At 61.2% G+C, this 25,081-nt stretch carries 22 protein-coding genes; 13 read left to right on the top strand and 9 right to left on the bottom strand.

Annotation, left to right across the window (positions count from 1 at the left end; genetic code table 11):
- Positions 1-4 precede the first annotated feature (4 nt).
- From tssG to tssA, 8 genes are all read right to left on the bottom strand, one after another.
- Positions 5-1,006: a type VI secretion system baseplate subunit TssG gene (gene tssG, locus ATY77_RS00910; RefSeq protein ID WP_088685673.1), complete on the bottom strand. Its 1,002-nt coding sequence runs from the start codon at positions 1,004-1,006 to the stop codon at positions 5-7.
- 20 nt (positions 1,007-1,026) lie between these two features.
- On the bottom strand, positions 1,027-2,808 hold the full coding sequence (gene tssF / locus ATY77_RS00915) for a type VI secretion system baseplate subunit TssF (RefSeq protein WP_088685674.1): 1,782 nt from the start codon (positions 2,806-2,808) through the stop codon (positions 1,027-1,029).
- Positions 2,801-3,310: a type VI secretion system baseplate subunit TssE gene (tssE, locus tag ATY77_RS00920; RefSeq protein WP_088685675.1), complete on the bottom strand. Its 510-nt coding sequence runs from the start codon at positions 3,308-3,310 to the stop codon at positions 2,801-2,803. Before tssE ends, tssF begins: the two co-directional genes overlap by 8 nt.
- Positions 3,303-4,133: a type VI secretion system accessory protein TagJ gene (locus ATY77_RS00925; RefSeq protein WP_088685676.1), complete on the bottom strand. Its 831-nt coding sequence runs from the start codon at positions 4,131-4,133 to the stop codon at positions 3,303-3,305. Before ATY77_RS00925 ends, tssE begins: the two co-directional genes overlap by 8 nt.
- A complete protein-coding gene (tssC, locus tag ATY77_RS00930) occupies positions 4,130-5,518 on the bottom strand; it encodes a type VI secretion system contractile sheath large subunit (RefSeq protein WP_088675569.1) in 1,389 nt (462 codons plus the stop codon). The genes ATY77_RS00925 and tssC (ATY77_RS00930) overlap by 4 nt, the downstream gene beginning before the upstream one ends.
- Positions 5,519-5,585: 67 nt before the next feature.
- The gene (gene tssC, locus ATY77_RS00935) at positions 5,586-7,067 is read right to left on the bottom strand and encodes a type VI secretion system contractile sheath large subunit (RefSeq protein ID WP_088685677.1); all 1,482 of its coding nucleotides are present in this window, start codon (positions 7,065-7,067) and stop codon (positions 5,586-5,588) included.
- A 129-nt stretch (positions 7,068-7,196) separates the two neighbouring features.
- Positions 7,197-7,721: a type VI secretion system contractile sheath small subunit gene (gene tssB, locus ATY77_RS00940; RefSeq protein WP_088685678.1), complete on the bottom strand. Its 525-nt coding sequence runs from the start codon at positions 7,719-7,721 to the stop codon at positions 7,197-7,199.
- Positions 7,722-7,792: 71 nt separating this feature from the next.
- Positions 7,793-8,857, bottom strand: coding sequence for a type VI secretion system protein TssA (gene tssA / locus ATY77_RS00945; protein ID WP_088685679.1), 1,065 nt, complete (start codon positions 8,855-8,857; stop codon positions 7,793-7,795).
- 230 nt (positions 8,858-9,087) lie between these two features.
- On the opposite strand from tssA, the gene tssH reads away from it, so the two are divergent.
- The 12 genes from tssH (at position 9,088) to ATY77_RS01005 (ending at position 23,429) form a co-directional block, all read left to right on the top strand.
- On the top strand, positions 9,088-11,850 hold the full coding sequence (gene tssH / locus ATY77_RS00950; RefSeq protein WP_088685680.1) for a type VI secretion system ATPase TssH: 2,763 nt from the start codon (positions 9,088-9,090) through the stop codon (positions 11,848-11,850).
- Positions 11,851-11,891: 41 nt separating this feature from the next.
- The gene (locus ATY77_RS00955; protein WP_009990920.1) at positions 11,892-12,368 is read left to right on the top strand and encodes a type VI secretion system tube protein Hcp; all 477 of its coding nucleotides are present in this window, start codon (positions 11,892-11,894) and stop codon (positions 12,366-12,368) included.
- A gap of 144 nt (positions 12,369-12,512) precedes the next feature.
- On the top strand, positions 12,513-13,595 hold the full coding sequence (locus ATY77_RS00960; protein ID WP_245314290.1) for a hypothetical protein: 1,083 nt from the start codon (positions 12,513-12,515) through the stop codon (positions 13,593-13,595).
- Positions 13,596-13,605: 10 nt separating this feature from the next.
- On the top strand, positions 13,606-14,529 hold the full coding sequence (locus tag ATY77_RS00965; RefSeq protein ID WP_245314264.1) for a hypothetical protein: 924 nt from the start codon (positions 13,606-13,608) through the stop codon (positions 14,527-14,529).
- Positions 14,530-14,558: 29 nt separating this feature from the next.
- Complete coding sequence (gene tssI, locus ATY77_RS00970) at positions 14,559-16,883, top strand: type VI secretion system tip protein TssI/VgrG (RefSeq protein WP_088685681.1); 2,325 nt, start codon at positions 14,559-14,561, stop codon at positions 16,881-16,883.
- Between the two features lie 7 nt (positions 16,884-16,890).
- Positions 16,891-17,952: a DUF2169 domain-containing protein gene (locus ATY77_RS00975; RefSeq protein WP_088685682.1), complete on the top strand. Its 1,062-nt coding sequence runs from the start codon at positions 16,891-16,893 to the stop codon at positions 17,950-17,952.
- The gene (locus tag ATY77_RS00980; protein ID WP_190237556.1) at positions 17,952-19,658 is read left to right on the top strand and encodes a PAAR-like domain-containing protein; all 1,707 of its coding nucleotides are present in this window, start codon (positions 17,952-17,954) and stop codon (positions 19,656-19,658) included. The genes ATY77_RS00975 and ATY77_RS00980 overlap by 1 nt, the downstream gene beginning before the upstream one ends.
- Before the next feature lie 17 nt (positions 19,659-19,675).
- A complete protein-coding gene (locus tag ATY77_RS00985; RefSeq protein WP_088685684.1) occupies positions 19,676-20,386 on the top strand; it encodes a GAD-like domain-containing protein in 711 nt (236 codons plus the stop codon).
- A 114-nt stretch (positions 20,387-20,500) separates the two neighbouring features.
- On the top strand, positions 20,501-21,235 hold the full coding sequence (locus ATY77_RS00990) for a GAD-like domain-containing protein (protein ID WP_088685685.1): 735 nt from the start codon (positions 20,501-20,503) through the stop codon (positions 21,233-21,235).
- An 89-nt stretch (positions 21,236-21,324) separates the two neighbouring features.
- The gene (locus tag ATY77_RS00995) at positions 21,325-22,059 is read left to right on the top strand and encodes a GAD-like domain-containing protein (protein ID WP_088685686.1); all 735 of its coding nucleotides are present in this window, start codon (positions 21,325-21,327) and stop codon (positions 22,057-22,059) included.
- A gap of 66 nt (positions 22,060-22,125) precedes the next feature.
- A complete protein-coding gene (locus tag ATY77_RS01000; RefSeq protein ID WP_245314265.1) occupies positions 22,126-22,353 on the top strand; it encodes a hypothetical protein in 228 nt (75 codons plus the stop codon).
- 62 nt (positions 22,354-22,415) lie between these two features.
- Complete coding sequence (locus ATY77_RS01005; protein ID WP_088685687.1) at positions 22,416-23,429, top strand: hypothetical protein; 1,014 nt, start codon at positions 22,416-22,418, stop codon at positions 23,427-23,429.
- A gap of 144 nt (positions 23,430-23,573) precedes the next feature.
- Here the strand turns inward: ATY77_RS01005 and ATY77_RS01010 are convergent, their stop codons facing one another.
- Entirely contained in the window at positions 23,574-24,134 is a 561-nt protein-coding gene (locus tag ATY77_RS01010; RefSeq protein WP_245314266.1) for a hypothetical protein, read from the bottom strand.
- 436 nt (positions 24,135-24,570) lie between these two features.
- On the opposite strand from ATY77_RS01010, the gene ATY77_RS01015 reads away from it, so the two are divergent.
- Positions 24,571-25,077, top strand: a complete 507-nt coding sequence (locus ATY77_RS01015) for a chemotaxis protein (protein ID WP_245314267.1) — start codon at positions 24,571-24,573, stop codon at positions 25,075-25,077.
- Positions 25,078-25,081: the final 4 nt, after the last annotated feature.

Here is a 25,081-nt window from a genome sequence, read left to right on the forward strand (position 1 = left end):
TCCCTCACCGCATCTCGGCCGGCAGACGCTCGACGATCACCGCATCGCCGCTGTCTTTTGCCGCCGGGGCGACCCGCGCCCAGCTGTTCCAGCCGAGGCGCGGCGGATCGTCAGCCTGTCCGAGCCGGCAGAAGGGAACGTCCTCCTTCTTCAGGATGACCTGAATGTCGAATTCGAGCGCCGCGCCGACATAGAGCCGCGTCAGGGCGAAGAGTTCGGCGATGGCCCGCCCGCCCGGCGCCAGCGAAAGGTAATCGGCGTAACCGAGCGGGCCGATGACGATGCGAAAACCGCCGCTGAAATCGTGGATGGCAGCACCCGCCGTCGCATTGACGCCGAGCTGGACGCCCTGCGGCTGGCCCATGCGGCTGCGCTCCTCCATCGGAATGGTGAGCCAGCGGCCGCGGAACAATTCGATTTCCACAGGCAGGCCGCTGAATTCGCGGAGCATGGCGCGCAGATTGACGGCATTGCGGTTGCGCGCGGCAAAGAAGCCGGAAAAGCGCAGGATCAACTCTTCCTCGACACCGCTTTTTTCGACGAGACGCTTGGTGCCGAAACCGGTGAGCGAAAGCAGCGTGGTGACGAAGGCATTGCTCGCCGAAACCCCGCCCCAGCGCAGCCGCCGGGCGATGCGGTATTTCTCGCTGGCATCGGCGAAGAGTTCGGCCATGCGCGCGCCGAAGAGATCGAAGAAGCCCGCCAGCGCCCGCGACCGGTTGCGCTCCTCGCGCATGATGAGTTCGTTATAGGCCGAAGGCATCGAACCGAGCGCGCCGACGAGGCCGGCAAGTGCGCTGCGCACGGTAGCGCGGCCGGCCTTGCGCTTGTATCCGCTGACCGCAAGCGGCGCCGGCGAGACGCCGACATGGGAGGCGACGTCGAGCCGTCCTTCGCCGACCGACGCCTGCGCGACGCGGAAAGCCGTCACCGGCTCGAAGCGGCCGGGGTCGCGTTCGAGCAGGTCGGTCAGCGCATCTGGCTTGCTGGCGGCTTGCATGTCCATGGTTGGCTGGCGATCCTTCCTTAGAGAAGCGGGCGTTCGGCGGCACGCGCCGGCCATTGGGCGATCGGTCTCGACTGACCCTTCATGCCGACGGTGAGCCGGGTGAAGCTGTTGACCGAGGTGTAGAGGCTGAAGAAGCGGTCGAGCAGGCTGCCGAACAGGAAGGCCGAGGGCCGGTCGATGGCGGCCGGATCGAATTCCAGCGTGATTTCGGTGCCGGGCACCATGCCGCCGCTGCCGAGACGGGCGGTCGAATTGGCGGCCTTGATCCGTACGAGCGCATCGACGAACTGCTTGGTCTCGGGGCTGTCGCGGAAAGCGTAGAGCGACAGGATATCTTTCAGCGCCGCGCCGCCATTGTCGAAGAGCGAGAGGTGATTGAGCGCGAGATGCGAGATCAGCCGCCAGTTCCGCCCTTCCTGATCGTTCATCCGCACCGAGGGCGTCGGCGGGATCAGCGCTTCAACGCCCGCCACCGCCTCATGACCGGAGGCAAGCTGCAGGAAAGGATGGCCGCCGCCGAAGGGAAGCTGTTCCGGCAGGTCGCGGTTGATGCAGAGCGTATCGACGCTCGCCACCGCATCGACGGGACCGGCGGAGCGGCGCTGCCTGTCGACGAAGGCGATATCCATGTCGCTGGTCCGGTCGTCCTCGTCGAAGCGGCGATAGGCCTGCCAGTAGGTCGCGCTCGCGCCCGCCCGCTGCGATCGGCCGAAGAAGGGCTGGCAGAATTCCTCCTGGCCGCGCGATCCGGTCACCAGCACGCGGTCGATCGAATAGATTTCGCGGGTCTTCTGGCGCCGCGCATCGGGCATCAGGCGATATTCTGTGCGGGTGCCGTCGATGGCGATCGGCTCGCAGACCTGGCGGAAGAGATTGACGACGGGCGTGGCGTTGAGCGCGAAGTCGCGGACCGACACCGCCCGCTCCAGCTTGGCGTCGCTCTCCTTGAGATAGATGAAGAGCTCCAGCGTCTCGCCCTTCCAGGCATCGAGCCCTTCGATGTCGAGAAACAGAAACTTTCTGGGCAGGGCGAAGAATTCGGTGAGTAGCCGGTAACCGGTGAAGCTCGGCGCCGGATAAGGCAGCATCGCCTCTTCGGGCTCGAAGCCGACGGGCTTGAGATTTTTGGCCGGGAGGAAGACCGGCGAACGATCGTCCGCATGCTTGGCAAGCGCGATGCCGAGCGTGTGATTGGCCAGCAGTTCGTAGATCGCCACCGCCTGCTGCCAGGGGGAAGGAATGTGCAGGCGCAGCCGGTTCACGCCGAGGCTGCCCAGGGGTTTGCGGGCATCGAGGGAGCGGATGGAGAGCCTGAGACAGCCGGCAACGCCGGCATAGGCCGAAAGCGGCGCATTGATCGGCTGGCCGGAAAGGGTGGCGCCTGTAATTTCGATCGGCGCGATTTCCACATCCTGCGTCGTGCGGAAGCGGCAGGCTTCGCCGCGCACCGGCTCGGCCAGGATCTCGGTGTGGCGCGGCACGGTCTGCACCGAGGCCAGCGTATCGCTTGGGCGGAACTTCACGATGCTCATCGATGGCAGGGGCGCGAGATAATGCGGATAGAGCGTTTCGAGCAGGTTATCTGTCAGCTCGGGAAATTCGTCGTCGAGTTTCTGCCGAACACGCGCGGCGGAATAGGCGAAGCTCTGGATCAGCCGCTCCACATGCGGATCGTCGGCGACGTCGCCGGTCATGCGCAGCCTGCCGGCGATTTTCGGAAAGGCATCGGCAAAGCGCGCGGCCCGGCGGCGCAGCGCCAGCAATTCCTCATTGTAACGGTGAAGGAAGCCTTCAGCCATGCGCGGCCTCCACCAGGAAGCGCTGGGTGGAGGGATCGATGGTCGATTCGAAGCTGATCGGCGGCATGCCTTCATGCAGGCGGAAGGTCGCCTGGATTCGCAGGCGCAGCGCCCGCTCGGTCATCGTCCGGCTTTTCAGGATCGTCACCCTGACATCGGAAAGCCGCGTTTCGAAGAGCGCGATCCGCCGCTCGATCGCGGCCGCCAGCCTGAGCTTCGCTTCGTCGGTCATCAGATTGGCCGAGACGACGCCGTCGACGCCGTAGCTCACCAGCGCATCCTTCAGTTCGGCAAGTGCTGCCGGCGGCGTGGCCGGGCAGCGGCGCGTGTTGAGCAGCGCTTCGAGATCGCGGCGGATCGCTTCCCTGACGTCGCGAACCTGGTCGACGAAGCTCATCGGCGGATCGGCGGCGCGATCCGGAGCCTCGTCGATCAGCCTGTCGAGGATCGAGCGGGCAAGGACGCGGTCGTGTTGCCGGTAGCGTTCGAGCGGATCAACCATGCGCGGCCTGCCTGCCGGCGGAGCTTGCCGGGACGATCTCCAGAGTCTGGGTGTCATGGAAGGAGACGAGTTCGTCGCCGGCGAGGAAGCAGCGCTGGCCGCGGCCGGTGGTGATGCCGCACTTTTCCTCGACCCATTCGGTTTCGCGGCCGAGTCTCAGCGCCGCGTCCTTGCCGGTGCCATGATAGACCGCCGGCAGCAGCACCGATGCGGCGGCGCCGTCGATCAGCGACAGCTCGGCGCGGCGGAAGGCGAGATCGCGCGGCCGGGCGATTGGCTCGATCGATACGGCCGATATCTTGGCGAAATCGATCCAGAGATAGGCGCCGCCTGTCATGATGACCTCGAGGGCGTGCGGGATGCGGTCGTCGAGATCGCGGAAATCGGAGATTGCCTTGCCGTTCCAGATCAGCGGACGCTCGCCCCTGACGGTTTCGAGCGCATCGAGCGCGGCCTTCGCGTCATCGGCATTGCCGCCGCGATCGGCGATGCCGAGCCGCAGGGCGAGCTTGTCGAGCTCGCTCGGCCCCTGCGGAAACTCCGGCACGGCGCCGCTCACAAACCAGGCATCACGTGCCGCCATCGCCCGCAGCTCGTTGCGCAGCAGGGCGAAGCCCATCGTGGCGTCGGGTGTCAGCGTGGCCGCGAGGCTGCACTGATTGTCGGCGCGCTCATATTCGCCAGCAAGGACCAGGAGATCGATATAGAGGTGCCGCGCCTCCTGATCCGATGGCCTGGCCTTCAGATGCGCCTTGACCTCTTCGAGCGCCTCGTCGAGGGCGTTGTCGCTCAGCGATTGGGCGATGTTGGCGGAAAGCGTCATGCGGACATCCTCTCGGGCATGGCGACGGGACGGCTCAGGATCTGGCCCGTGGTCGCGGTCTCGGCGATCAGGTGGAAGCTCGTGGCGACGTCATCGAGCTGGAAATGCGGCTGCAGGCGGACGGTACAGGAGAAGCTGCCGGGCTTGCCCGGAATTTCGGCGACGCTGATGCCGGCGGAGCGGAGCGGAAAGCGGGTGCGCAGCGCGATATCGGCATCGTCGTTGCCGAGCGTATAGGCGGTCAGCCAGTCCATGAGCTTGCGCTCGATCGAGATCGCATCGGAGAGCTGGCCGATCTCGTCGCGCATGATGACCTTGAGATAATGCGAGAAGCGCGAGGCGCAGAGCACATATTGCAGCATGGCGGCGAGCCGCGCGTTCTGGCGCGCATGCTCGTTGGCATAATGCGGCGGCGCATGCAGCGACTGATTGGAGTTGAAGATCGCCGAGGAAGAGAGATAGGTGGTCGCGGCGGGAATGATGCCGAGTTCGCAGAGCTGCTGTTCCTGGCTGCTGGTCAGGTGGATTTCGACAGGCGCCTGGGCGGAGAGCCCGTTGCTTTCGGTGCCGAAGTCATAGGGCGGCAATTCGGCACCGCTCAGCAGGCCGCCGTCGATCGCATCCTGGGTGACGCCGCGAATATCGGCGAACCAGCCGGAATTGATGAAATTCCGGATGACGACGGTCGCGAAGGCGAAGGCGGCATTGCCCCAGAGCAGCGAACTGCCGTCGGCGGCAATGCTTTCGCGGAAGGGAAAGCCATCATTGCGATGGCGGGAATGCGGCATCAGCGGCGAGCGCATCAGGATGCGCGGCGCGGCGAGACCGAGGAAACGTGCATCCTCGCTGGCGCGGAGGCTGTTCCAGCGGATGCGGGCCGTCTCGGTGGCAAGCCAGGAAAAGTCGTTGACCCGGTTCAGCTCGTGAAAATCCTCAAGGCCGACCGCAAGCGGCGCAGCGCCCGCAACGAAGGGGCAGAAGGCGGCAGCCGCCACCATGCCGAGCTGCGACAGCGTGCTGACGGGATCGCCGTCGGCGGGATCGGCGGGAGACAGATGATAATCGCCGATCAGCAGACCGAAGGGCTCGCCGCCCGGCATGCCGAATTCGCGGCTGTAGATCAGCTCGAACAGATGGCTCTGGTCGAAATCGCTGGCGCGCTCCATGCTGCGCGCGAGTTCGCGCCAGCTGACGCCGAGCAGCTTGACCTTCACTTCGCCGCTGCGGCTTGCCTCGCGCACGAGCATGGCAAGGCCGCGCCATCTCGCCTCCATCGCCTGGAAATCGGGATGGTGGAGAATGGCATTGACTTGCCTGTTCAACGCCTCGTCGATCAGCGCGATCAGCTGATCCGCCCGGCGCCGCCATTCAGTGCTGGAACCCATCGTCAACCTGAGAGAGATGTTTCGAGAGGACCGGCGCAGCTGGATTGCCGCGCCGGTCCCGGTTTCATCAGTTCTTCGAGGGAATCCGGGCGACCATGCGCAGCGAGGTGGTCAATTCTTCCATCTGCAGCCAGGGACGCATCCAGGCGACGGCGTTGTAGGCGCCCGGCCTGCCGGGGATTTCCTGCACGGTGACCTTGGCCTCGCGCAGCGGATATTTGGCGCGCGATTCTTCGCCGGCCTCGTCATTGGCGTTGACGTAGTTGGAGATCCAGCGGTTGAGCCAGGCCTCGCAATCCTCCGCCTCCATGAAGGAGCCGATCTTGTCGCGGCCCATGACCTTGAGGTAATGGGCAAAGCGCGAAGTCGCCATCATATAGGGCAGGCGAGCCGAGACCGCCGCATTGGCGTTGGCCTCGGGGCGGTCGTAGAGCTTCGGCTTGTGCGCCGTCTGGGCGCCGAAGAACACGGCATAGTCCGTATTCTTGTAGTGGCAGAGCGGCAGGAAGCCGAGCTTGCCGAGTTCGGCGTCGCGGCGGTCGGTGATGCCGACTTCCGTCGGGCATTTCAGGTCGAGATCGCCGTCGTCGCTGGAGAAGATGTGCATCGGCAGGCCTTCGACCTTGCCGCCGTTTTCGGCGCCGCGAATGGCCGTACACCAGCCGTTCTTGGCGAAGGCTTCGGTCAGGCGCGTGCCCATCACATAGGCCGCATTCATCCAGCAATAGGAGCCGTGCGGCAGTTCGCCGGTCTTGGAGCCGCCGGTCTCATCGAAGTTGAATTCCTCGATCGGGCTGGTTTTCGGGCCGTAGGGCATGCGGGCGAGCACGCGCGGCATGGCGAGGGTCACGAAGCGCGAATCGTCGCTTTCCCGCAGGCTGCGCCACTTGGCATATTCCACTGTCTCGAAGATCTTTTCGAGATCGCGCGGTTTTGCCAGCTCGCGGAAATCCTCGAAGCCGAACATCCGCGGGCTGGCGGCCGAGATGAACGGGGCGAAGGCGGCGGCGGCGATCATCGAGACGCCCTGCAGGAGCTGCACGTCGTCGAAGGAATTGTCGAATTCGTAATCGCCGATCAGCGCGCCCATCGGCTCGCCGCCCGGCGTGCCGAACTCGTCTTCATAGACCGATTTGAACAGCCGGGACTGGTCGAACTCGACGGCCTTGGCGAGATCCTTGGCGATATCCCGCTTGGATGCGTTGAGCACGCGGATCTTCAGATTGGCGCTCGTCTCGGTGTTCTTGACGAGATAGTGCAGGCCGCGCCAGGCGCCTTCGAGCTTGGTGAACTCGGGCGATTGCATGATCGCGGCGAGCTGGCCTGATATCGCCTTGTCGATCTCGGCGATGGCGTTGTTCAGGGTGATCGTCAGGTTGCGATCATAGGTAACGGTGCCCTTGAGGGCCTGGTCGGTGAGCGTGCGCAGGAGGTCCTGGGCACGGTCGGGCTCGGTCTGGCGGGTTGCGGCCACGACCTTCGAAAGCAGGTCCTGATCAGGCGCGAATCCTGCTTCTTCCCTGGTCTGCAGTTGCGTTTCAGCGGTCATCTATACGATCCTTTTTGCGAAAGCGGCGGCCCTTGAGGGATGAGGCTTCCCTTCGAAGGGGCCGCTGCCGGACAACGACTCTTCAGGCATTCGGCATGCGGGCGGCGACAGGCCCGCGATCCCGGGTATTCAGTTCACCACGGCCTTCGGCTCGTCGGCCTTGCCGCCGCCAAGCTGGGCGATCAGCTGCGAGAGGTCGGCCTTGTTCTGGAGAATGTCTTCGAGCAGCCGCTCGAGCTCCTCGGAGCGGTCCGCCTTGCTCATCAGGTCGCGCAGCTGGTTGCGCGCATTGAGCAGGGCCTTCAGCGCCGGCACCTGATCGACGATCGCGCCGGGTTCGAAATCGGCCAAGCTTTCGAATTTCAGCGAAACCGGAAGCTCCGTCCCGTTTTTCTCGAGCGTATTCTCGACGGAGATCGTCAGGCCCGGCGTCATCCGGCGCATGACGTCGTCGAAATTGTCGCGGTCGACCTGCACGAACTTGCGTTCGCCGAAAGGCTTCAGCGGCTGCGTGGGATTGCCGGAAAAGTCGCCGAGCACGCCGACGACGAAGGGCAGTTCCTTCACCACCATCGCGCCTTCGGTTTCCACTTCGTATTTGATGTGGACCCTGGGCTTGCGAACCCGTTCCAGTTTCTCATGCACACTTGCCATCGAGGCTCTCCTTCGTCTCATCGGCGGATTACGGATTGGGAAGATGCGGATTACGGCCGGGCCGTACGCCGTCAGCCTCCCCTGTCGTTTGCGGGCTGTATGCCGGCTGCCGTCAGCACGGCATTGCGGGCGTGCTGTTCGGGCAGAAGCTCGGCAAGAAGCTCGGAAAAATCCATGCGGCCGCGGCGCACCAGCGTCTCGATCGACATGGAAATGGGTGAATGGGGCTCGGTACGGCGGAAATAGCGGGCAACGGCGGCCAGAAGCTCAAAGGCTTCTTCCCGCGAGCGAATCGCCTCGGTGCTGACGGGCCTCGGCCGAATGGCCTCCGCCTGGCCGCCGCCGGCGGCCTGAGGGGGCTCGAAATCATGCGCAGCAGGGGATTCGGACGCCGCGACGGGATCTTCTATACCGGCGAGTACGCGGATTGCAGCGGCGGCCTCTTGCAACACATTGCGTGTATTCGAACTCGGCGGCGCCTGGTCGCCGCAGTGCTCGTCAAGTATTTCGACCATGCGATCGAAAGCGGCGATGCACTCGGTGAGCACGCCGAGATAGGCTGACATGTGAGCGACACCGGCTTCCGCCGCCGCCTGCTGCAATTCCTTGCGCCGCTCGATCTCGTTCGGCCGCTGCGAAAGCTGGAAATCCCACAGCGAAAACTGGGCGAACTTTCCGTCCGGGATCAACGATGTCAAACGAATAGCCTGGATCAGCGTTCCCTCGCCGCCCACGCCGTTGAGGCCCGCGAAAGGCGCAAACCGTTCCTCGAAGTCGCCATCGCCGATCGAATGCAAGGCATCGAAATACTTGTCTAAAAGCGACACGGTTGCAACATATACGTCACGCAATCCTGAGAAGCCGCGCAGCCGCAACTGGGCTTCGGCAAGCCAGGCCAATACTTCGATGTCCTTGCTCCGGGAAGAAAGGATTTGCAATCCAAGATTGCTAACATCGTGCCAAGCAGGTGCAAGCGTAATAACTTCACCCGGAGAAATACTACGTTCGGCTGTACGAGCGGCGTTTCTCGCGTCCTTAATTCTATAGTATATTTCACGATGCATAGTATTGTTACGCACGTTTTCTCCGCACGGGCGATCTTCTTCAAGTGAATTTATAATTTCTCGGACGTTCACGCTGTTAAATACCTCAAAAATCAGAGCATACTGCGGAGAGATGGCATTTTGGGCGGCCTGTATTGGCTTGTCAACCGTTTCAGAACGATGACGGATTTATGACGACTTTCTTTATGCTCATTTTTTTAAATAGAGTCGTTTTTGTTCTGGACAAGGGTTTATGAGCGCCCTAGTTGTTGCTTCGCATCACGAGAGCGCGCCGAATTTCGACGTATAAACAGGACTTGCGGATGTCTCATATCGATCTCAATCGTCTCATAAGAACGCTTGAGCCCAATCTACGTGTCGGTCTTGAGACAGCGGCGTCGCTCGCCGTGCGTCATCAGCACGCCATGGTGGACATCGCCCACTGGCTTCGCTCCCTTCTTGATATTGCGGGCTTTTCCGCCGTTTTCGAAGAGCTCGCGGTTTCTTCCCAAGCGCTGAGAGCCGAGCTCGATGCCGCAATCGCCGACGTCCCCCGGGAAGCCGGCGCAGCACTCGCGCTCTCGCCCAACCTGCTTTCCCTCGGCCGGGAGTCCTGGCTGGTTGCATCGCTGCAATGCGGGCGCAATGTCGTGCTTCTCGCCGATCTGCTTGCCGCGCTGACGAGCGATTCGGCGCTGCGCGCCGTTATCCGCGGCATTGCCCCCTCCCTGCGCAATCTCGACAGGGCGGCACTCGATAGGTTGCTGGAGAAGGCGGCGCCCAGCGCGTCCGAACAGCTTTCCGTGCCGGGTACCTCGTCCGGGGACAACGAGTTCCTGCGCCTCTACACCCACGACATGACGGCGGATGCCCGCGGGGGCCGTATCGATCCGGTTATCGGGCGCGATCGCGAGCTGCGGCAGCTGATCGACATCCTGACGCGCCGGCGGCAGAACAACCCGATTCTCGTCGGCGAGGCGGGTGTCGGCAAGACCGCGGTGGCGGAAGCGCTGGCGCTGGAGATCGCCGCCGGCAACGTGCCGGACCGGCTGAAAGATGTGAAACTGCTGCTCCTGGATCTGAGCCTGCTGCAGGCAGGCGCCGGCGTCAAAGGCGAATTCGAGCGGCGGCTGCATGGCGTGGTCGACGCGGTGAAGACCTCGCCGCAGCCGATCATCCTGTTTATCGACGAAGCCCATGGGCTGATCGGCGCCGGCGGGCAGGCGGGCCAGGGCGATGCTGCCAACATTCTGAAGCCCGCTTTGGCGCGCGGCGAGCTGCGCACGATCGCGGCGACGACCTGGGGCGAATACAAGCGCTTCATCGAGAAGGACGCGGCCCTGACCCGCCGCTTCCAGACCGTGCATGTTCGCGAACCCGACGAGGAATCGGCGATCCGCATGCTGCGCGGCGTGGCCGAAAGCCTGAAAGCGCATCACAAGGTCCGCATCCGCGACGAGGCGATCGTCGCCGCCGTCCGGCTTTCGGCGCGCTATCTGCCGGACCGGCAGCTGCCCGACAAGGCGATCAGCCTGATCGACACGGCCGCTGCGGCGGTCGCGCTTGCGCGCCAGACGATGCCGGAGGCGCTGAAATCGCTTTCCGAGGAACGCGATCTTCTGGAAGCCGAGTCAAGCTGGCTGGCGCGCGAACCGGAGACACCGGAAAAGCTCGCCAGGCTTGAAGAGATCGCCGTCAAGCAGCGGGAGATCCTCGCGGAAATCGAGGCGCTCCGGTCGAAATTCGACGAGGAGAACCGGCTCGTCCGCGAGGCCGACCGGCTGGAAGAATTCTTCTCTCCCGACGATGCCGTCACTCCGCTGGCGCCGGCCGACAATTCTGGCGACGGCACGAATGTCGCGCCATTCCCGCCGCAGGCCATGACGGCGGAAAGCGCGCGGGCAGCCCTCGCCGCGACCGAACGCAGCCTGGCGGCAGTGACGGACCGCACGCCGCTGCTGCCGCGCGTCGTCGATAAGGAAGTCGTCGCCGCCGTGGTCGCCCGCTGGACCGGAATTCCGCTCGGCAAGCTGCTCGCCGACCAGATCGAGACCGTCAAGACGCTCGATGCCCGCCTGAAGGAAAGGGTGCTGGGGCAGGATGCGGCGATCGGTCGGATCGCCTCGGCCATGCGCGCGGCGCGCGCCGGGCTCTCCGATCCCCGCCGCCCGCCGGCCGTCTTCCTGCTCGTCGGCACGTCCGGCACCGGCAAGACCGAAACCGCGCTGTCGCTTGCCGACATGCTCTATGGCGGCAGCCGTTATCTCACCACCATCAACATGTCCGAGTTCAAGGAGGAGCATAAGATTTCCATGCTCCTCGGCTCGCCGCCCGGCTATGTCGGCTACGGCGAAGGCGGCGTGCTGACGGAAGCGGTCAGGCGCAGGCCCTATGGCGTGCTGCTGCTCGACGAGATCGACAAGGCGCATCCCGGCGTTCAGGAAATCTTCTACCAGGTGTTCGACAAGGGAACGCTGCGCGACGGCGAAGGCCGCGACATCGATTTCAAGAACACCACTATCGTCATGACCGCCAATACCGGCTCGGAGATGATCGCAGCCCTTGCCGCCGATCCCGAGACCATGCCGGAGGCGGATGTGCTGGAAGCGATGCTGCTGCCGGAACTGCAGAAGCATTTCAAGCCGGCCTTCCTCGGCCGCACCACCGTGCTGCCCTTCATGCCGCTTGGGTCCGAGACGCTGTCCGGCATCGTCGATATCCAGATCGGCCGCATCCGCGAGCGGGTCGGGACGACCTACGGGACGACGCTTTCGCTCTCGCCGCAGGCGCGCGAGGCGCTGATTTCCCGCGCCCGCACCAGCGAGATGGGCGCCCGCGCCATCGAGGTGATGATCGCGCGCGACCTGCTGCCCGTTCTTTCGACGTTTTTCCTCGAAGCGGTCGCGCAGCAGAAGAAGATTACGGGGATCACCATCGGTTACGACGGCCATCAATTCGGCCTTGATGCCGAAGAGGCCGCCCCACAGGAATTCGGCACGCCGGGGGAAAGCCGGTTGTCGGATGAAGTAACCCCGAGCCGCAAACGTACTCGGGGAGCAGCGAAAAGAAAGGCAACTACGCCTTAGACGCAACTAGGCACTCAACCGCCAATAGGAGAGCTGACAGCATGCCGATTTATCTTCAGATCGACGGGATCCAGGGTGATGCGACTCACGAGCAGCATCGCAAGTGGATGGACATCGAAGCCATTCACTGGAACGTTTCCCGCAACATGAACACCTCCGCCGGTTCGGCCGCGAACCGCGAGGCTTCCGAGCCGACCGTTTCGGAAGTGATCCTCACCAAGGTGAGCGACTCCTCGTCGACCAAGCTCTTCCAGGAGGCCTGCTCGGGCCGCACCGGCAAGCGCTCCGTCATCCACCTCGTCACGACGGGCAATCCCGGCGACACCTATATCGAATATTCGCTCGAGAACACGCTGATCGCCAGCTACTCGATCGATTCCAACGGCGACCGCCCGGTCGAGACGATCAAGCTGAACTTCACCAAGATGGAAGTGAAGTACACGCCTTACGACGACAAGCACTCGCCGCAGTCGCCGATGATCGCCTCCTACGATCTCGCCACCACCAAGGCCGCCTAAGCCTCTCGACATCGGCAGTGCCAGCCTTGTTGCTGGCACTGCAACTCCATGTTTCCGGCTGCCTTCCCCGCCCTCGGGGAAGGCGCTGAAACATGCTGTTTCCGCAGATGATTTGAGAGACATCCTCGCGCTTTGACAATGGAGATGATCGTGTCGGCTGCAACTGAGCGTTTGAACGATATTCTGGTAGAATTGCCCAAGTACAAGTCGCAGTGGGAGACGAACGTTTCCAGTCCCTATGTCAGGGCCTACGATCTCGCCATCGATAATTTTCAGAAAACGACGAAAGCCCAGGAAGCCCGCGACCGGATGCTGGCCGAGCTCTTCGTGTTTTCCGCGTCGATCCTGACCGGCAGCATCATGATGGCGGCCTTCGCGACGACCTCGGTGCGTGTGCTGGCCGGCCGCGCCGCGTTGAGCGTGATCTGCAACAACAACCTCAACCGTACCTTCAACGTCATGCATGCCGCCGTCAGCAACAAGGTGGTGATGTTTGCGCTCGGCGGCGTGCTCGACGAAGCCAAGAAGCTCGCCAACAAGCAGGTGACGAGCGCCGCGGAAAAACTGACGAGCAGCGCGCCGGTCGCCTCCGCGCCGACTGCCCTCAACTTCAAGACGCGGATCGACGATTTCATCGCCATCAACCACGTCTGCGTGCACGATTTCGTCAGGGGCGTGCAGCATGACAACACGATCAGCGAAGCCGGCAAATCCAGGCTTGCCGAGCTGGTCGCTCAGACGCCGTTCTGCAATCCGCCCGAAAGCAGGCGCGTGGACGAAAACCGGCTGTCCCAGAAGATGGAGCTGCTGTTCTACATGAGCGCGGTTCTGGATTCCGACAAGCTCGTGACCTATGCACCTTCCACAGGCGGCACTGTCGGCGGCATCGGCCGCGACATCGAATACGGCAAGAAGGCCATTCCGCAGCTGCCCTCGGCAACCGATTATCCGAAATCCATTTCGCCGCGCCTGACGGGCCGGCCCTTCCAGCCCTACGATCCCGGTCAGCGTATCGAATACGACAATATCGGATCGGTGGTGCGCGAACGCATCAACACGCTCAGCCGCCTCACCGGCAACTCCTCCTTCTATCCGGAGCAGAATTCCCTCGAGAAGCTGTTCATCGACCCCACGAGCGGCGCCCAGATGGCGAAGGCGGAGCAGATCATCAACCGGCTTTCCGCCGATGCGCGGCCGAAGCAGCTCACCGATGTCAGGATGATCTAAGGCGGTGTCGATGCTGTTGACCGGTCTTTTCAAGCAGGGATTGATGGGGCGCATGCGATGGCCCCTGGTTGCGGCCGCTTTCGCGGGCGTCATGGTCGCGAGCGCTGCCGCCATGATCGGCGCATCCGACTCCACCGATCGCTCCCTGCTTGAGATCGAAGCGGTATCGTCGCGCCTTTTTGCCACGCCGGCCGCCGTTGAAAGCGTCGCCAAGGCTGCCGCCGACCGGAGCGTTCTCACCTCGGATGCGCAGCCGCTGCTCGAGACCGCTGCGCGGTCTTCCTTCGACGCCGATGGCATGCTTGCCGAAATCTCGAAAGCGGTGGCTGCGGCTGGCGGCGATGCCGCAGATCCCAAGGCTTTCGCCAAAGCGGCCGCGGCATGGCAAGAGGGGCAGGCAAAGGTCGCGCGCATGTACCAGGCGCAGGATCAGGCAGCCGCGAAGGAGATCGAAACACGCCTTGCCGACCCTGACAAAGGCCCCGCTATCAAAGCGCTTGCCGATCTGATGGCCGGCCCGGATCTTGCCGTGGAAAGCGCCGTCACCTCGCAAGCCATGTATCTGTCGCTGGAGGCCCTCTCCAGCGCCGATGCCGGAAAACTGGCGTCGGTTTCGCAGGACAATCTGCAATCCGAGATGAAGGGCGTGATCGCCTCGCTGCGTGCGAGAAGCGAAAACGAGAAGCCGCTTCCCAAGGACATGGCGCGGGCCGACGAAAAGGCGCGGCTGACCTTCGTGCTGGCCACCCTGCCGCCGGAAGACCTGTCGGTGCTGACGGAATTCTATGAGAGCTCGGGCGGAAAGGCCAAGCGCGACGCGCTCGTCGAAAGTTACAGGCGGGTGTCCGACCAGGCCAATGGCGAGATGCTGGGACGATATTTCCAGGCGCTGGCGGATTACCTCAAGACCCATCCTCGGCCGCAGCAGCAGTAATTCGGCTTTCCAAGACGGAACGTGATGTTATGGACGATTTGCAATCCCTCGCCGCCGATTTCATCCAGGCGAACCGTATTCTGAAGATCGTTTCGCCGCTCGGCGAGGACCAGCTTCTGCCGGAGCGCGTGACGATCGAGGAAGGCATTTCTTCGCTCTTCGAAATCAAGGTTTCGGCGCGCGCCAAGAAGCCATCCGTCAAGCCGGAGGAGCTGATCGGCCGGCTGATGGATGTTTCCGTGGAGGTGCAGCAGGGCGATGGCGAGGGTGGCGTGCGCCGGCCGTTCAACGGTCTGGTGACCGAGCTCAACGAAGGCCCGCCGATCACCCGCGGCCTGCGCTCCTATTCCATGGTGCTGAGGCCGCAAATGTGGCTCTTATCGCGCCGATCCGACTGCCGCATCTGGATGGACAAGACCTCCGTCGACATCGTCGAAACGCTGTTTTCCGAGCATGGCATCCCGGCGCCCGATACGTCGGGCGTAATCACGCCACCGCCGCCGCAGCATTATTCGGTGCAGTGGAACGAAACCGACCTTGCCTATCTCACCCGCCGCTTCGAGGAAGACGGCCTGTTTTACTGGTTCTCGCACGAGGACGGCAAACACAAGCTGCATGTGGCCGACAGCGCCCAATCCTGGCTCGGCCCGTCGCCCTCGGCGCAGGGCGAGGCCCGGGTCCGCCTGGCGCAGGGTTCGGCCGACCGCAACCACATCACAGAGTGGAGCCGGCGCTATTCCTATGTGCCGGGACAGCGCGCCGGCGCCGACTGGAACTTCGAAACCCCACGCATGGTGCCCGGCACCATGACGCCGTCGCTCGTGCAGATGCCAGAGGCGACCAAGCGCGAACTCTACGAATATCCGGCGCGCATTTCCTCCGTCGCCGAGGCCGAGCGGGCCGAAAAACTCAGGATGCAGGCCTCCGAAGCCGATCACGACCGGGTCTTCGGCGATTCCACATCCCGCATACTGGAGGCAGGGCGCCGCTTCACGCCTTATGAGGTCGCCCATCCCGATCACGTGTATGACGAGCATGTGGTGGTGAAGGCGACCCATACCGTCGTCGACCGCTCCTACGAGACCAACAGCAATGAGCCGGAATATACCAACACCTTCGAGGCGGTGCCGTCGCGGGTGCCGATGACGCCGCATCGCGAAACCAAGCGGCCGCGCATCGAAGGCACGCAGGTGGCAATCGTCGCTGGGCCCGCCGGCGAGGAGATCCACCCCGACCAGTACGGCCGCATCAAGCTGTGGTTCCCCTGGGACCGCAAGGCCAAGAAGGACGGTTCCGACACCTGCTGGGTGCGCGTCAGCCAGGTCTGGGGCGGCGGCACCTGGGGCGCGCAGGTCATTCCGCGCATCGGCATGGAGGTGATGGTCGCCTTCGTCGACGGCGACCCCGACCGGCCGCTTGTGACAGGCGTGGTGCCCAATCCTTCCAACACCGTTCCCTACGATCTGCCGGCCAACAAGACCCGCATGGTCATGCGCTCGAACACGCACAAGGGCACCGGCTTCAACGAAATGACCTTCGAGGACGAGGCCGGCCAGGAGAACATGTTCTTCCATGCGCAGAAGGATCAGACGACGCGCGTGCTGAACGATCGCACCAAACGCGTCGATCGCCACGAGGTCTCTGCCATCGGCGGCAACCGCGCAGTGGAAGTGAGCGGCAACCAGAAGCACGAGATCGGCGGTTCGGTGAACACGGTCGTCGGCGGCACGGGGCCGATGGCGATGGCGTTGATGAGTTCCGTGCAGGGCTTGGCGGGACAGACAGCCGGGCTCCTCGGTCAGGCCGGAGAGATCGCGGGCGGTGGCGGGGCCGGGCTTGCTGCTTTTGCCGGTACGATTGCTTCGTCAGCGCTGGGCTTCCTTGGCGCGGGCGGTCTCGGCAGCCGCGAAGGCGTTGTTTCAGGCGCCAGCCCCCGGGCAGATGCAGGTACCGCTCTCGCTGGTTCAGGTAGCGGAGTGGGGAGTTCTGCTTCCGGCCTGTTCCCCCTACCGGGTATCATGAATACGATCGTCGGCTCTTTCAAGTCCGATACGGTCGGGATAGCCCGCGCCGAACAGATTGGCGTTAGCAAGGTCACGAATGTCGGACAGACATCGCTTGAAAAGGTAGGGAAGTTTAAAAAGACTATCGTCGGTGAGGAGTTTGTCATCGAGTGCGGCGCATCGAAATTCATCATGCGCAAGGATGGCACCATTCTCCTCCTGGGCACGCATTTCAACTTCACGGCGTCTGGACCGACGCAGATAAACGGTAAAATCGTTGATTTGAACAAGCCGGGCGGCGGGTTCTCCGAGGCAACACCTTCGACATCCGACGCGACGGCGAAAGGTTGATGCGCTGATGTCGGTCGACAACCGCACGCCCTTTCCCTCGCTTGCCTTTCGCCAATATAATCTGACGGGTGATCTGCTTGGTGTGGTTGTCGCCCGCGGCACCTTTAAGCTGATGAACGGCGGTCCTCTGATTCCAGACAGTATTCAGCGTCCGCTGGTAATGTCGGATGTCTATGAGGGAGATCCGCATCAAACGCCGCAGATGGCGTGTACTGACCTGGCTCCATTCAAGCCGGGAACGGACGTGACTTTCCTCGGCGCTGCATTTGCGCCAAATGGAATAGCCTCCTCCTCCTGGACATGCGGCCTTAGGGTGGGGCCAGTAGAAAAGCGCTTGCGTGTTCACGGGCCGCGTTGGTGGCGCCCCAAGATTCGCAAAACCTGGCGCGGCTTGTTCGAGCGGGACAAGGAAGATGCACTTGAAGGCTGGGAACTTACCAATGGTGAACCGGTCAGCTTTGTTCCAATCGACTGGCGACTTGCATTTGGCGGCAGCCTCGAAGGGGGCGAGGTTTGCGATCGAAATCCGGTAGGAATCGGGCTTGTCGATGAAGCTCGATTTCGCGATAGATCGGAATGGCAGGCACCCCAGATTGAAGACGTGGATATGCCCATTCGCTCCGTAGGCGGTAGACCCGCGCCTGCCGGTTTTGGGCTGCTTTCACCGTTCTGGGGAGATCGGATTAATAAGGCCGGTACTTATGACGACGCTTGGCTGACACAAAGGCATCCGTTGCTGCCGCGCGACTTCGACTTTTCCTTTTGGCAGGCGGCGCACCCGGATTTGGTGGCAGATCCCTGGTTAGAGGGCAATGAGCCATTCGAGCTGGACCATCTCCTGCCGGGGATCGAGATTTTTTACGGTCGTCTGCCCGATATTCAGCTTGAAGTTGTTCTCGATCAGGGCAGGGGGGCAGCGCGCGGTCAGATGGTGCTTGACGGTGTCCATTTTGACCTGCGGCCTGGCGTAGGACGTGTTTTTCTAACATGGCGAATTGGCTTCCCTTGGCCCGAGCGCCGAGGGTTGCCGCGCATTGCCTTTGCAAGCTCCGCTCAAGGGGTGGCTTGATGGGCGAACGGCAATTTCCTGATCCAATTTATGACGCAGACTTTTCCGCTCTTTATGGGCTTCCTGCCGATACGAAAATCGTCGGGCCGCCAATGTCGGGCACCTTGCTCACAAATACGTCCGATGGTCGCAATCCCATCCTTGCATACGATGGTCCTTGGCCACCTCCCAAACGAACGGAGGAGAAGTCAGCGGAGCAGCCACGTCCTGCCGCAGCCAACCCTTCACCACCGGAAATCATACCGGATAATAAAGATGCGCTCGCAGTTAGTCTTTCGCCAGACGTCTGCCGTGCTCCGGACAAGCCCTGTCCTTTCCCGATTTGGGGCAAGGCCGACGATGATACCAACTATTCGCCGGATGTTTTTGCAAATGGTGAGCGCATAAAACACCATGAATCAAAATTTTCGCGCTGTTATGGCGACGAACCAGGTACCGGGCTTGGCTGCAAATCAAATACGGTTGGAGACGTCGTTGAGCCGGTTACTTCTTCACCGATCGTGCATGTCAATGGGAAGCCCGTACAGCGTCACGCGGACCGCTGCACGATGAACAAAGGCAATACTGACGGCGAATACTGCTACGTTCGTTCGACAGATGTGAAACCTCCGCCTAATGCGACCGACGGACAAAACAAGGCTTGGTATGACGGCGCGAAGAAAGCTGCCGACGATTTCTGGGCCGGAATGAAGGCGACATCGGATGAAGCCGCATTGCTGGATGGGGCTGTAAAAAGGACGGGCGAGTGGATCAACGATCCCTCAAAGATCGTCAGTGATGCAAAAGGACTCTATGACAGTCTTCCGACTGGCGCTGAGATTTGGCAGGGGGCGCAGAACATCGGATCTGGCCTCTTGCACATGGGCGAGCAGGTCGTGAATGATCCCATTGGAAGCGCGAAGTCTGCGGGTGGATGGGCCGTCGATCAAGTAGAAGGCGCAATTGATAGCGTCGGGCAGGGATATGAGAAACACGGGATGGCCGGTGCCACTGGTGCTGGCGTTGGTGTACTCGCGAGTATTTTCTCTCCAGGCAAAAAGATCAAGGCTCTTAAGCACGCTGGTGAAGCTCTTGAAGAGGTAGGTGACGCGGCGAGTGCGATTCATAAAGCTGAACGTATTGAAGACGCGGCAGGCGATGCTCACGTCCCCCGGCGGAATAATCCAGGCGAGAGCACAGATGGCAAGGATGGCGCGCGAGTTACACATAAGCTCCACGTAAGGTGTTTCGAACTGCCAAAAGGCGTTAAGCGCGATGAATTCCGCCGGCAACTCGAGGAGCAACAGGATACAATCAACAAAATGACCGCGGATGATATGGCGTACGCTCATAAGGTCCTTGATCACGCGCGAGAAGCCTGGGAGGCGAGCGGAAAAAAGGGACCGTTCACCAATCTGCTGCGTGATGGCAAAGCCCAGGATGCGGTTAGGGCGGATTATCGCAGGTCACTTGAAAGTGCAGGTCTGTCGGAAGCCGACATTGAAGAGGAGATGTCGCGTGTCAACGCAACCCATTATCTTGACATGATTGCCGGCGGTGACCCAGCAGATCTCGGAATAGGTGGTGGTGCGGAAAATCAGCGAATCGGCCCAATGTGGGCTCAAAAAGGTCGCGCGGAATCTGTCAAAGAAATGGCGAATAAAATGCGGTCGGAGGGAAAAGCTGGCAGTCTGATGGATGTCGAGCTAAAAATTTGCGGCGAGTAGGAATCGAGGTATCGTGAATGGCAATGGACAAGAATTTTTCGGACAGGGTTGCACGCATCGGCTCTCCACAGCGATGCATCCCGCTAACTGCCGAGCAAGATGCCCGCCTTTCACGCCATCTGCCCGGTAGCTTTATGGAGTTCTTGCGTACTTTCGGATTTGGCGATTATTTTAATCGCAAACTTCAATATTGTGATCCTGCTGAGTTCTCACCGATTCTTGCATTGGTTTTCGAGGCAGATCCTGATTTCAGCCATAAGGATTGTTTCGTTATCGGCCACTCTGCGTTTGGTCGGCTTGTATGCTGGTCGGAACGCCATGACCACTTCGAGATCGATCTTGTCGACTTGCGTCTGACATCCAGCAAACTGGCGCCGACTCAACTGGTGCTCCCGGCACATCTCGCAAATCGGCAAAGGAGCACGGATCCGAATATTCTTGCCCGCTCTCTCTTGCCTTATGAAAGCAAGGATTACGAGGAGTTCGACGCGCGAGATCAGCCCATGTTCGATCGTTGTCGCGCCATGCATGGTGATCTGGAACGGGCAGAGTGCTATGGCTATTTCCCCGCAATTGCCACAGTGGGTCTGAACAGTCCACTGCGTGATGTCGAGAACATCAAACGCGTGGCGGCGCTGGAGCATTTTGCCATTCTGGCCCAGTTGGGGACGTTCCACCTGATGAGATTGGAGCGAGGGCAATATACATCAGTACGTCCCATCGGATGAGTGAGCCGCCCGGCTGATAAAAATGTCGTCCGCTTTTTCGTTTTCAGAGATTACCATGCCCCGCTTCAATTGTTGTGTCGGCTAAAGTTCGAGGCTCCTTCTGAAGCATAAGACGTGACTGAGAAATCAAATTACAACATTTTCGAGATCAACTGGTTCGACGAATTTCTCTCGGCTTACAAGATCGAGAACGTTATTCGTCCGAGTGATGCTAACGTAGAAGCCTACCGCGGCAAGTTGCCGGATTTTCTTCTCCGTTTCTGGGCAGATCATGGCTGGTGCAGCTGGTCCAACGGTCAGTATTGGCTTTGCGATCCATCCTTGCCCAAGCCGGTGCTGGACTATGTCTTTCGCGGCGATCCGGAGCTCGATCCCGAAAAGATGTATGCCTTCGGCTACACCGCCTTTGGGGAAATCGATATCTGGTATGGCGACGCCATGATCAGGCTGCACCTCCTGATGAACAAGGTTAGTGTTGATCCTCGCGAGTATGATGAGGAAAACCAGCGTGAATGGACCGACGAAGTTATGCTGGGTCTGTGTTTTTCAGGGCGTTTCTCACCGGCCACGCCACCATGGGAGGATGAAAATCGGAAAAACATGATGCCTCGAGCTTTGGAAACTCTGGGGCCTCTCACATGGGGAGAAATTTACGGCTTTGCGCCTGCGCTTAATCTGGGCGGCCGCAATATTCTGAAGAATCTTCAGAAGATGCCATTGGTCGAGCATCTGGTCTTTTTGGCGTCAATGGAACCGCCAACCTATTACGACTATGCACCGCCCGCTGAAGGAGAAGGCGGTTTTGGTACAGTGACGCCGCGCCGAACGATCGGGCCACAGAGCCGATGAGGTCGCGGCTGATAAATTCCGACGAGGCAGAGAGTATTGGTTTATTTTCCAATCGCGGTTTGAAATACGAATGAGCGTAGCGGAGTTTCTTGAGGCACGAGGCAAGCCCCGGGAAGCAAGGAGAATTTCCGAGGCCGAAGCGGGACAGCGCCATTGAGCGCGTTCCGGAGGACTTGCGAGAGTTCTGTATCCAACATGGCGTGGGTTATTATGCAAACAGGAACTATTGGTTGTGCACGCCGGCTCTTTTCGAGGGGTTCTCTGGCCAGATACTGACCGCTGTGCCGGAATTGAATGCCGATGATCTTGCTGCCTTCGGATATTCAAGCCTGGGAACCATCAATCTTTGGCATAGGAACGGACGGCACTTCATTTTTTCACTCGATGTCGCGCTGCTGATGGATTTGACAAGCAGAACCCGAACCGATCTCCCGCCCCACGATCTGGAGGAGATCTATCGCGCGGCCGGTGTGGAGATGCCCCACAACGCGGTCGAGCTGTTTCTGGAGGCAAGGTCTACGCCGGAGGACATCTGGAACATATTGCTGGGGGCAACGAGCGCGGATTCATACAAGGCGATTTATGACGACAGCGGTAAAGCCCTCACACCGCAGCTCCGTCGGAGCCTGGGTGAGCTTTCGGAGAACGAGATCTATTTCCGAGACAGGAATGCGGCAAGAAATACGGCAGATCATTATCAGAAGCTCAAAATTTCCGAGGCCGTCTCGCGCGTGCCTGACGAGATCTACTATTCATTTGCAGTTGAAGTCGGAGGACAGCAGCAAATTGTATCTCAAACGATCCCCGCGGGTGTCGTCCGGTAGTTTGTGCCGACGTGCGGTTGCTACAGCGTGGCAGACGTGCGTTCCCCTTCAGGAGCACGTGAAACATTGCTGACGTCGACGCGGGTCAAGTCAAAGCGGCAGCTCATGCTCGGCGGTGATGGTGCCGCCAAGGATTTCTCAATCGGCGGCTTCATCGAATATCTCGGCGTTCTGACGCAGATGGGATCATTTACATTTGAACGCTACGTCGATCCGAAGGAGGGCGGTCGGGGTGCCTTTGGGCATCTCGAAGCTGTTCGTACGATCGGTCACGACCGTCTGATCGACAATTGATGCTTAGGTGCACTCCGCACGACTAAGGGACATCTGGCGCCCGCTTTGCTCTCTGGAGGCCAATGGTCGTACCTGTTAAATTCGTTGTCGCTTGCGCCGCAGCCGACGAAATCTTCGTTATTGCGACGATCCCTGATGAACTGCCGCAGGATGCGGAATTTACCCGCCTTTATTACCTGTGCCCGGAAACGGAGGAGGTATGGCACTATCGGGATTGGCCCAACGAGCAGGTGGTGTCGCTAGGCCTGCGACGGCAGCGGGAAGGGAAGAGACGCGCAGCCTGCGCTCTGACGGGAGAGGGCGACGTCGAGATCGCGAACTCTGCGGAGGAGATCTATGAAAAAATCTCCGACGCAGGCCTGATGGGAAAGCGCGCTCTCGGCGCGGTGACACGAATCAGAGAGATCGGTTCTACCTTGTTTGTCTGCGGCAACTACGGGCAGGTCTATCGGCGCGACGAGATCGGTTGGGCGCCTATCGACAGAGAACTGGCGGAACTCGGCAAAAACGCCCTGAGCCTGCCGTTTCCAGATGCGGCGTCGGTTTCCGATGACATGCTGCGCCAGTTTACGCAATCGATGCGGCAAGCGCCTAATTTCAATGATATTGATGGCGCAAACGAGACGGATGTCTATGTTTGCGGCAATGGTGGGAACCTCTTTCACTACGACGGAAAGGCCTGGGCTAAGATCGATACCAAAACAGATGCCATTCTAACCGCGATGCATTGCATCTCAGCAGATGAAGTGCTGGTCGTGGGCGAAGACGGCACTGTTTTGATCGGCAATGCCCGTGCGGGCTTCCGCAGTTTGGGGGAGTTTTTCCCTGGCGATTACATCTGGTCAGTCCGTAGCTTCCAAGGGAAGATCTATCTGGGCACCTTGCATGGTCTTTATGTGCTCGAAGGCTCTCGTGTGAGGCTGCTTACGGGCGAAAAGCTGGACGGCAAGACCCAGATCATCAGCCTCGACAGCGTGTCTGATAACGCTTTGTGGATAGCGACCAACCGCCATGCATTCCGTTACGACGGCAACGCGTTCACATTCTATCAGCATGGCGACAATATCGCGCACTGACCGCGGCGAGCATGGAAATTTAGATGCTGAGAGCCGGCCTAGCCCCACTCGACCGCCTTCGTCAAGCTTCTCGCCCGATGGCTGGAGAGCTGAACGCCGCCGCGCACCTTGAACAGTCTTCGGCTGACGGTGTAGCCGGCGTGCTTAGCTCTCGAAGCGGGCGAGCATCGTCCTGAGCTGAAGATTTTCGGCGTGGAGCTGTTCGGCCCGCAGGCTTTTGAGCCGCTTGTTTTCCGCTTCGAGGAAGGCAATGTCCTGTTTGGAAGCCGGAGCGTCTTCGGCTTCGAATTGCGGACGCGGGTTCGCCTCGACGGTCAAGGCGGATGCGACCGCGGCCGGCTCGCGCTTCGAATATCTGCGCGGCGCGCGCTTCGACGCGGCTGCAGGCTTCGATGCCGGCTGGCTCTCCTGCGCGGGCACGGTGGCTTCGGCAATCAAGATGGCGGCCTGCTGTTGCGCCGGTTCCGACGGCGCCGCCTCCGCGGCCTTCGCATCGATCTGGCCGATGGGGTGTTGGTTCAGCGGCTCGGGCAAGGTGTCGCGGCTTTCGGCGGCGGTTTCGGTTGCGTTGAACGGATGCGGCGACTGGTCCTCCACTTCGCGCGCCAGGGCCTTGAAATCCGTGTCGCCCCAGATCGAGGTCGTCCGCGCCTTTGGCTGTCGCCGTCCCGACTTGAATTCGACGACGAATTTCCGCTGCGGCATTTTCATCTATTCTCGGCCTCAAGAAAGCTGTCAAAGCCCGCCGGCGGCGGTGCTGGGTTTCTGTCGGCCGGGGAATATATTGCCGCGTCACGCGCTTCAACCGACCAACGCGGGAGAAATGCGGATGTCCGCACGTATCCACGGCTCGATCGTGATCAAAATACGCAGGGACTATCCGATCTGCGCGAAAAACCGGCCGCTGCGGAGGCAGCGAAGGATTTCCTTAAGCGTTACCGCCTTGGATGAGGCCGGTTTCCGCCACCCGGGCGATCCGGCTCGCTCAGATGTGGCACAGGCGCGATAGGTAGGCATATGGAAATACGATATGGTTCATAGCGGTTTTGCTCTCATGCTTTGCTGCGGCTCTCGCCGCAACGGTGCTTTGCTCTAGGGCTTGGCGCGCATGGTCGAGACAACGAATGGCCGGGGGCGGGATATGACCGTGAACCCGGTCCCGGATCCGGATCAGAAAGCCAGATTCTGCGCTGAAATCGCGGCCTTGGTGCCTGCCGTCATGAGCGGTGATCTGACGGTGCGCATGAGCGCCGACTATGCGGATGCGGATCTTCGCCGCTCGGCAGCTGTTCTCAATGAGCTGATTGCGTCGATCGACGACAACCTCTGCGATTTCAATGCGGCGATGGCCGCTCTCGCTCACGGAGATCTCCATGCAGGCATGCGGGACAAACATCGCGGCGCATTTGGGCAACTGCAGAAGAACTTCAATCTCGCCTTGGTGACGATCCGTACGGTGCTCGGGGAACGAGGTTCGGATCGGTTTACGGACAGGGCCACGAAATTCCGCCGGATGCTGGCGGGCTCCGGCTCGACCGAGCTCGCTTACGAAGTCAGGGCCTCCGACGAGGATTCGCGGCCGATTCCTTCGCCGCCCCATGATCTCTGGCTGAAGCTTGCCGAGGCGCTGGCCCGCTTCTCGGTCTGAGCGG

Origin of the sequence: Rhizobium sp. R634 (assembly GCF_002211305.1) — a bacterium.
In the GTDB taxonomy this organism is placed as follows: domain Bacteria; phylum Pseudomonadota; class Alphaproteobacteria; order Rhizobiales; family Rhizobiaceae; genus Rhizobium.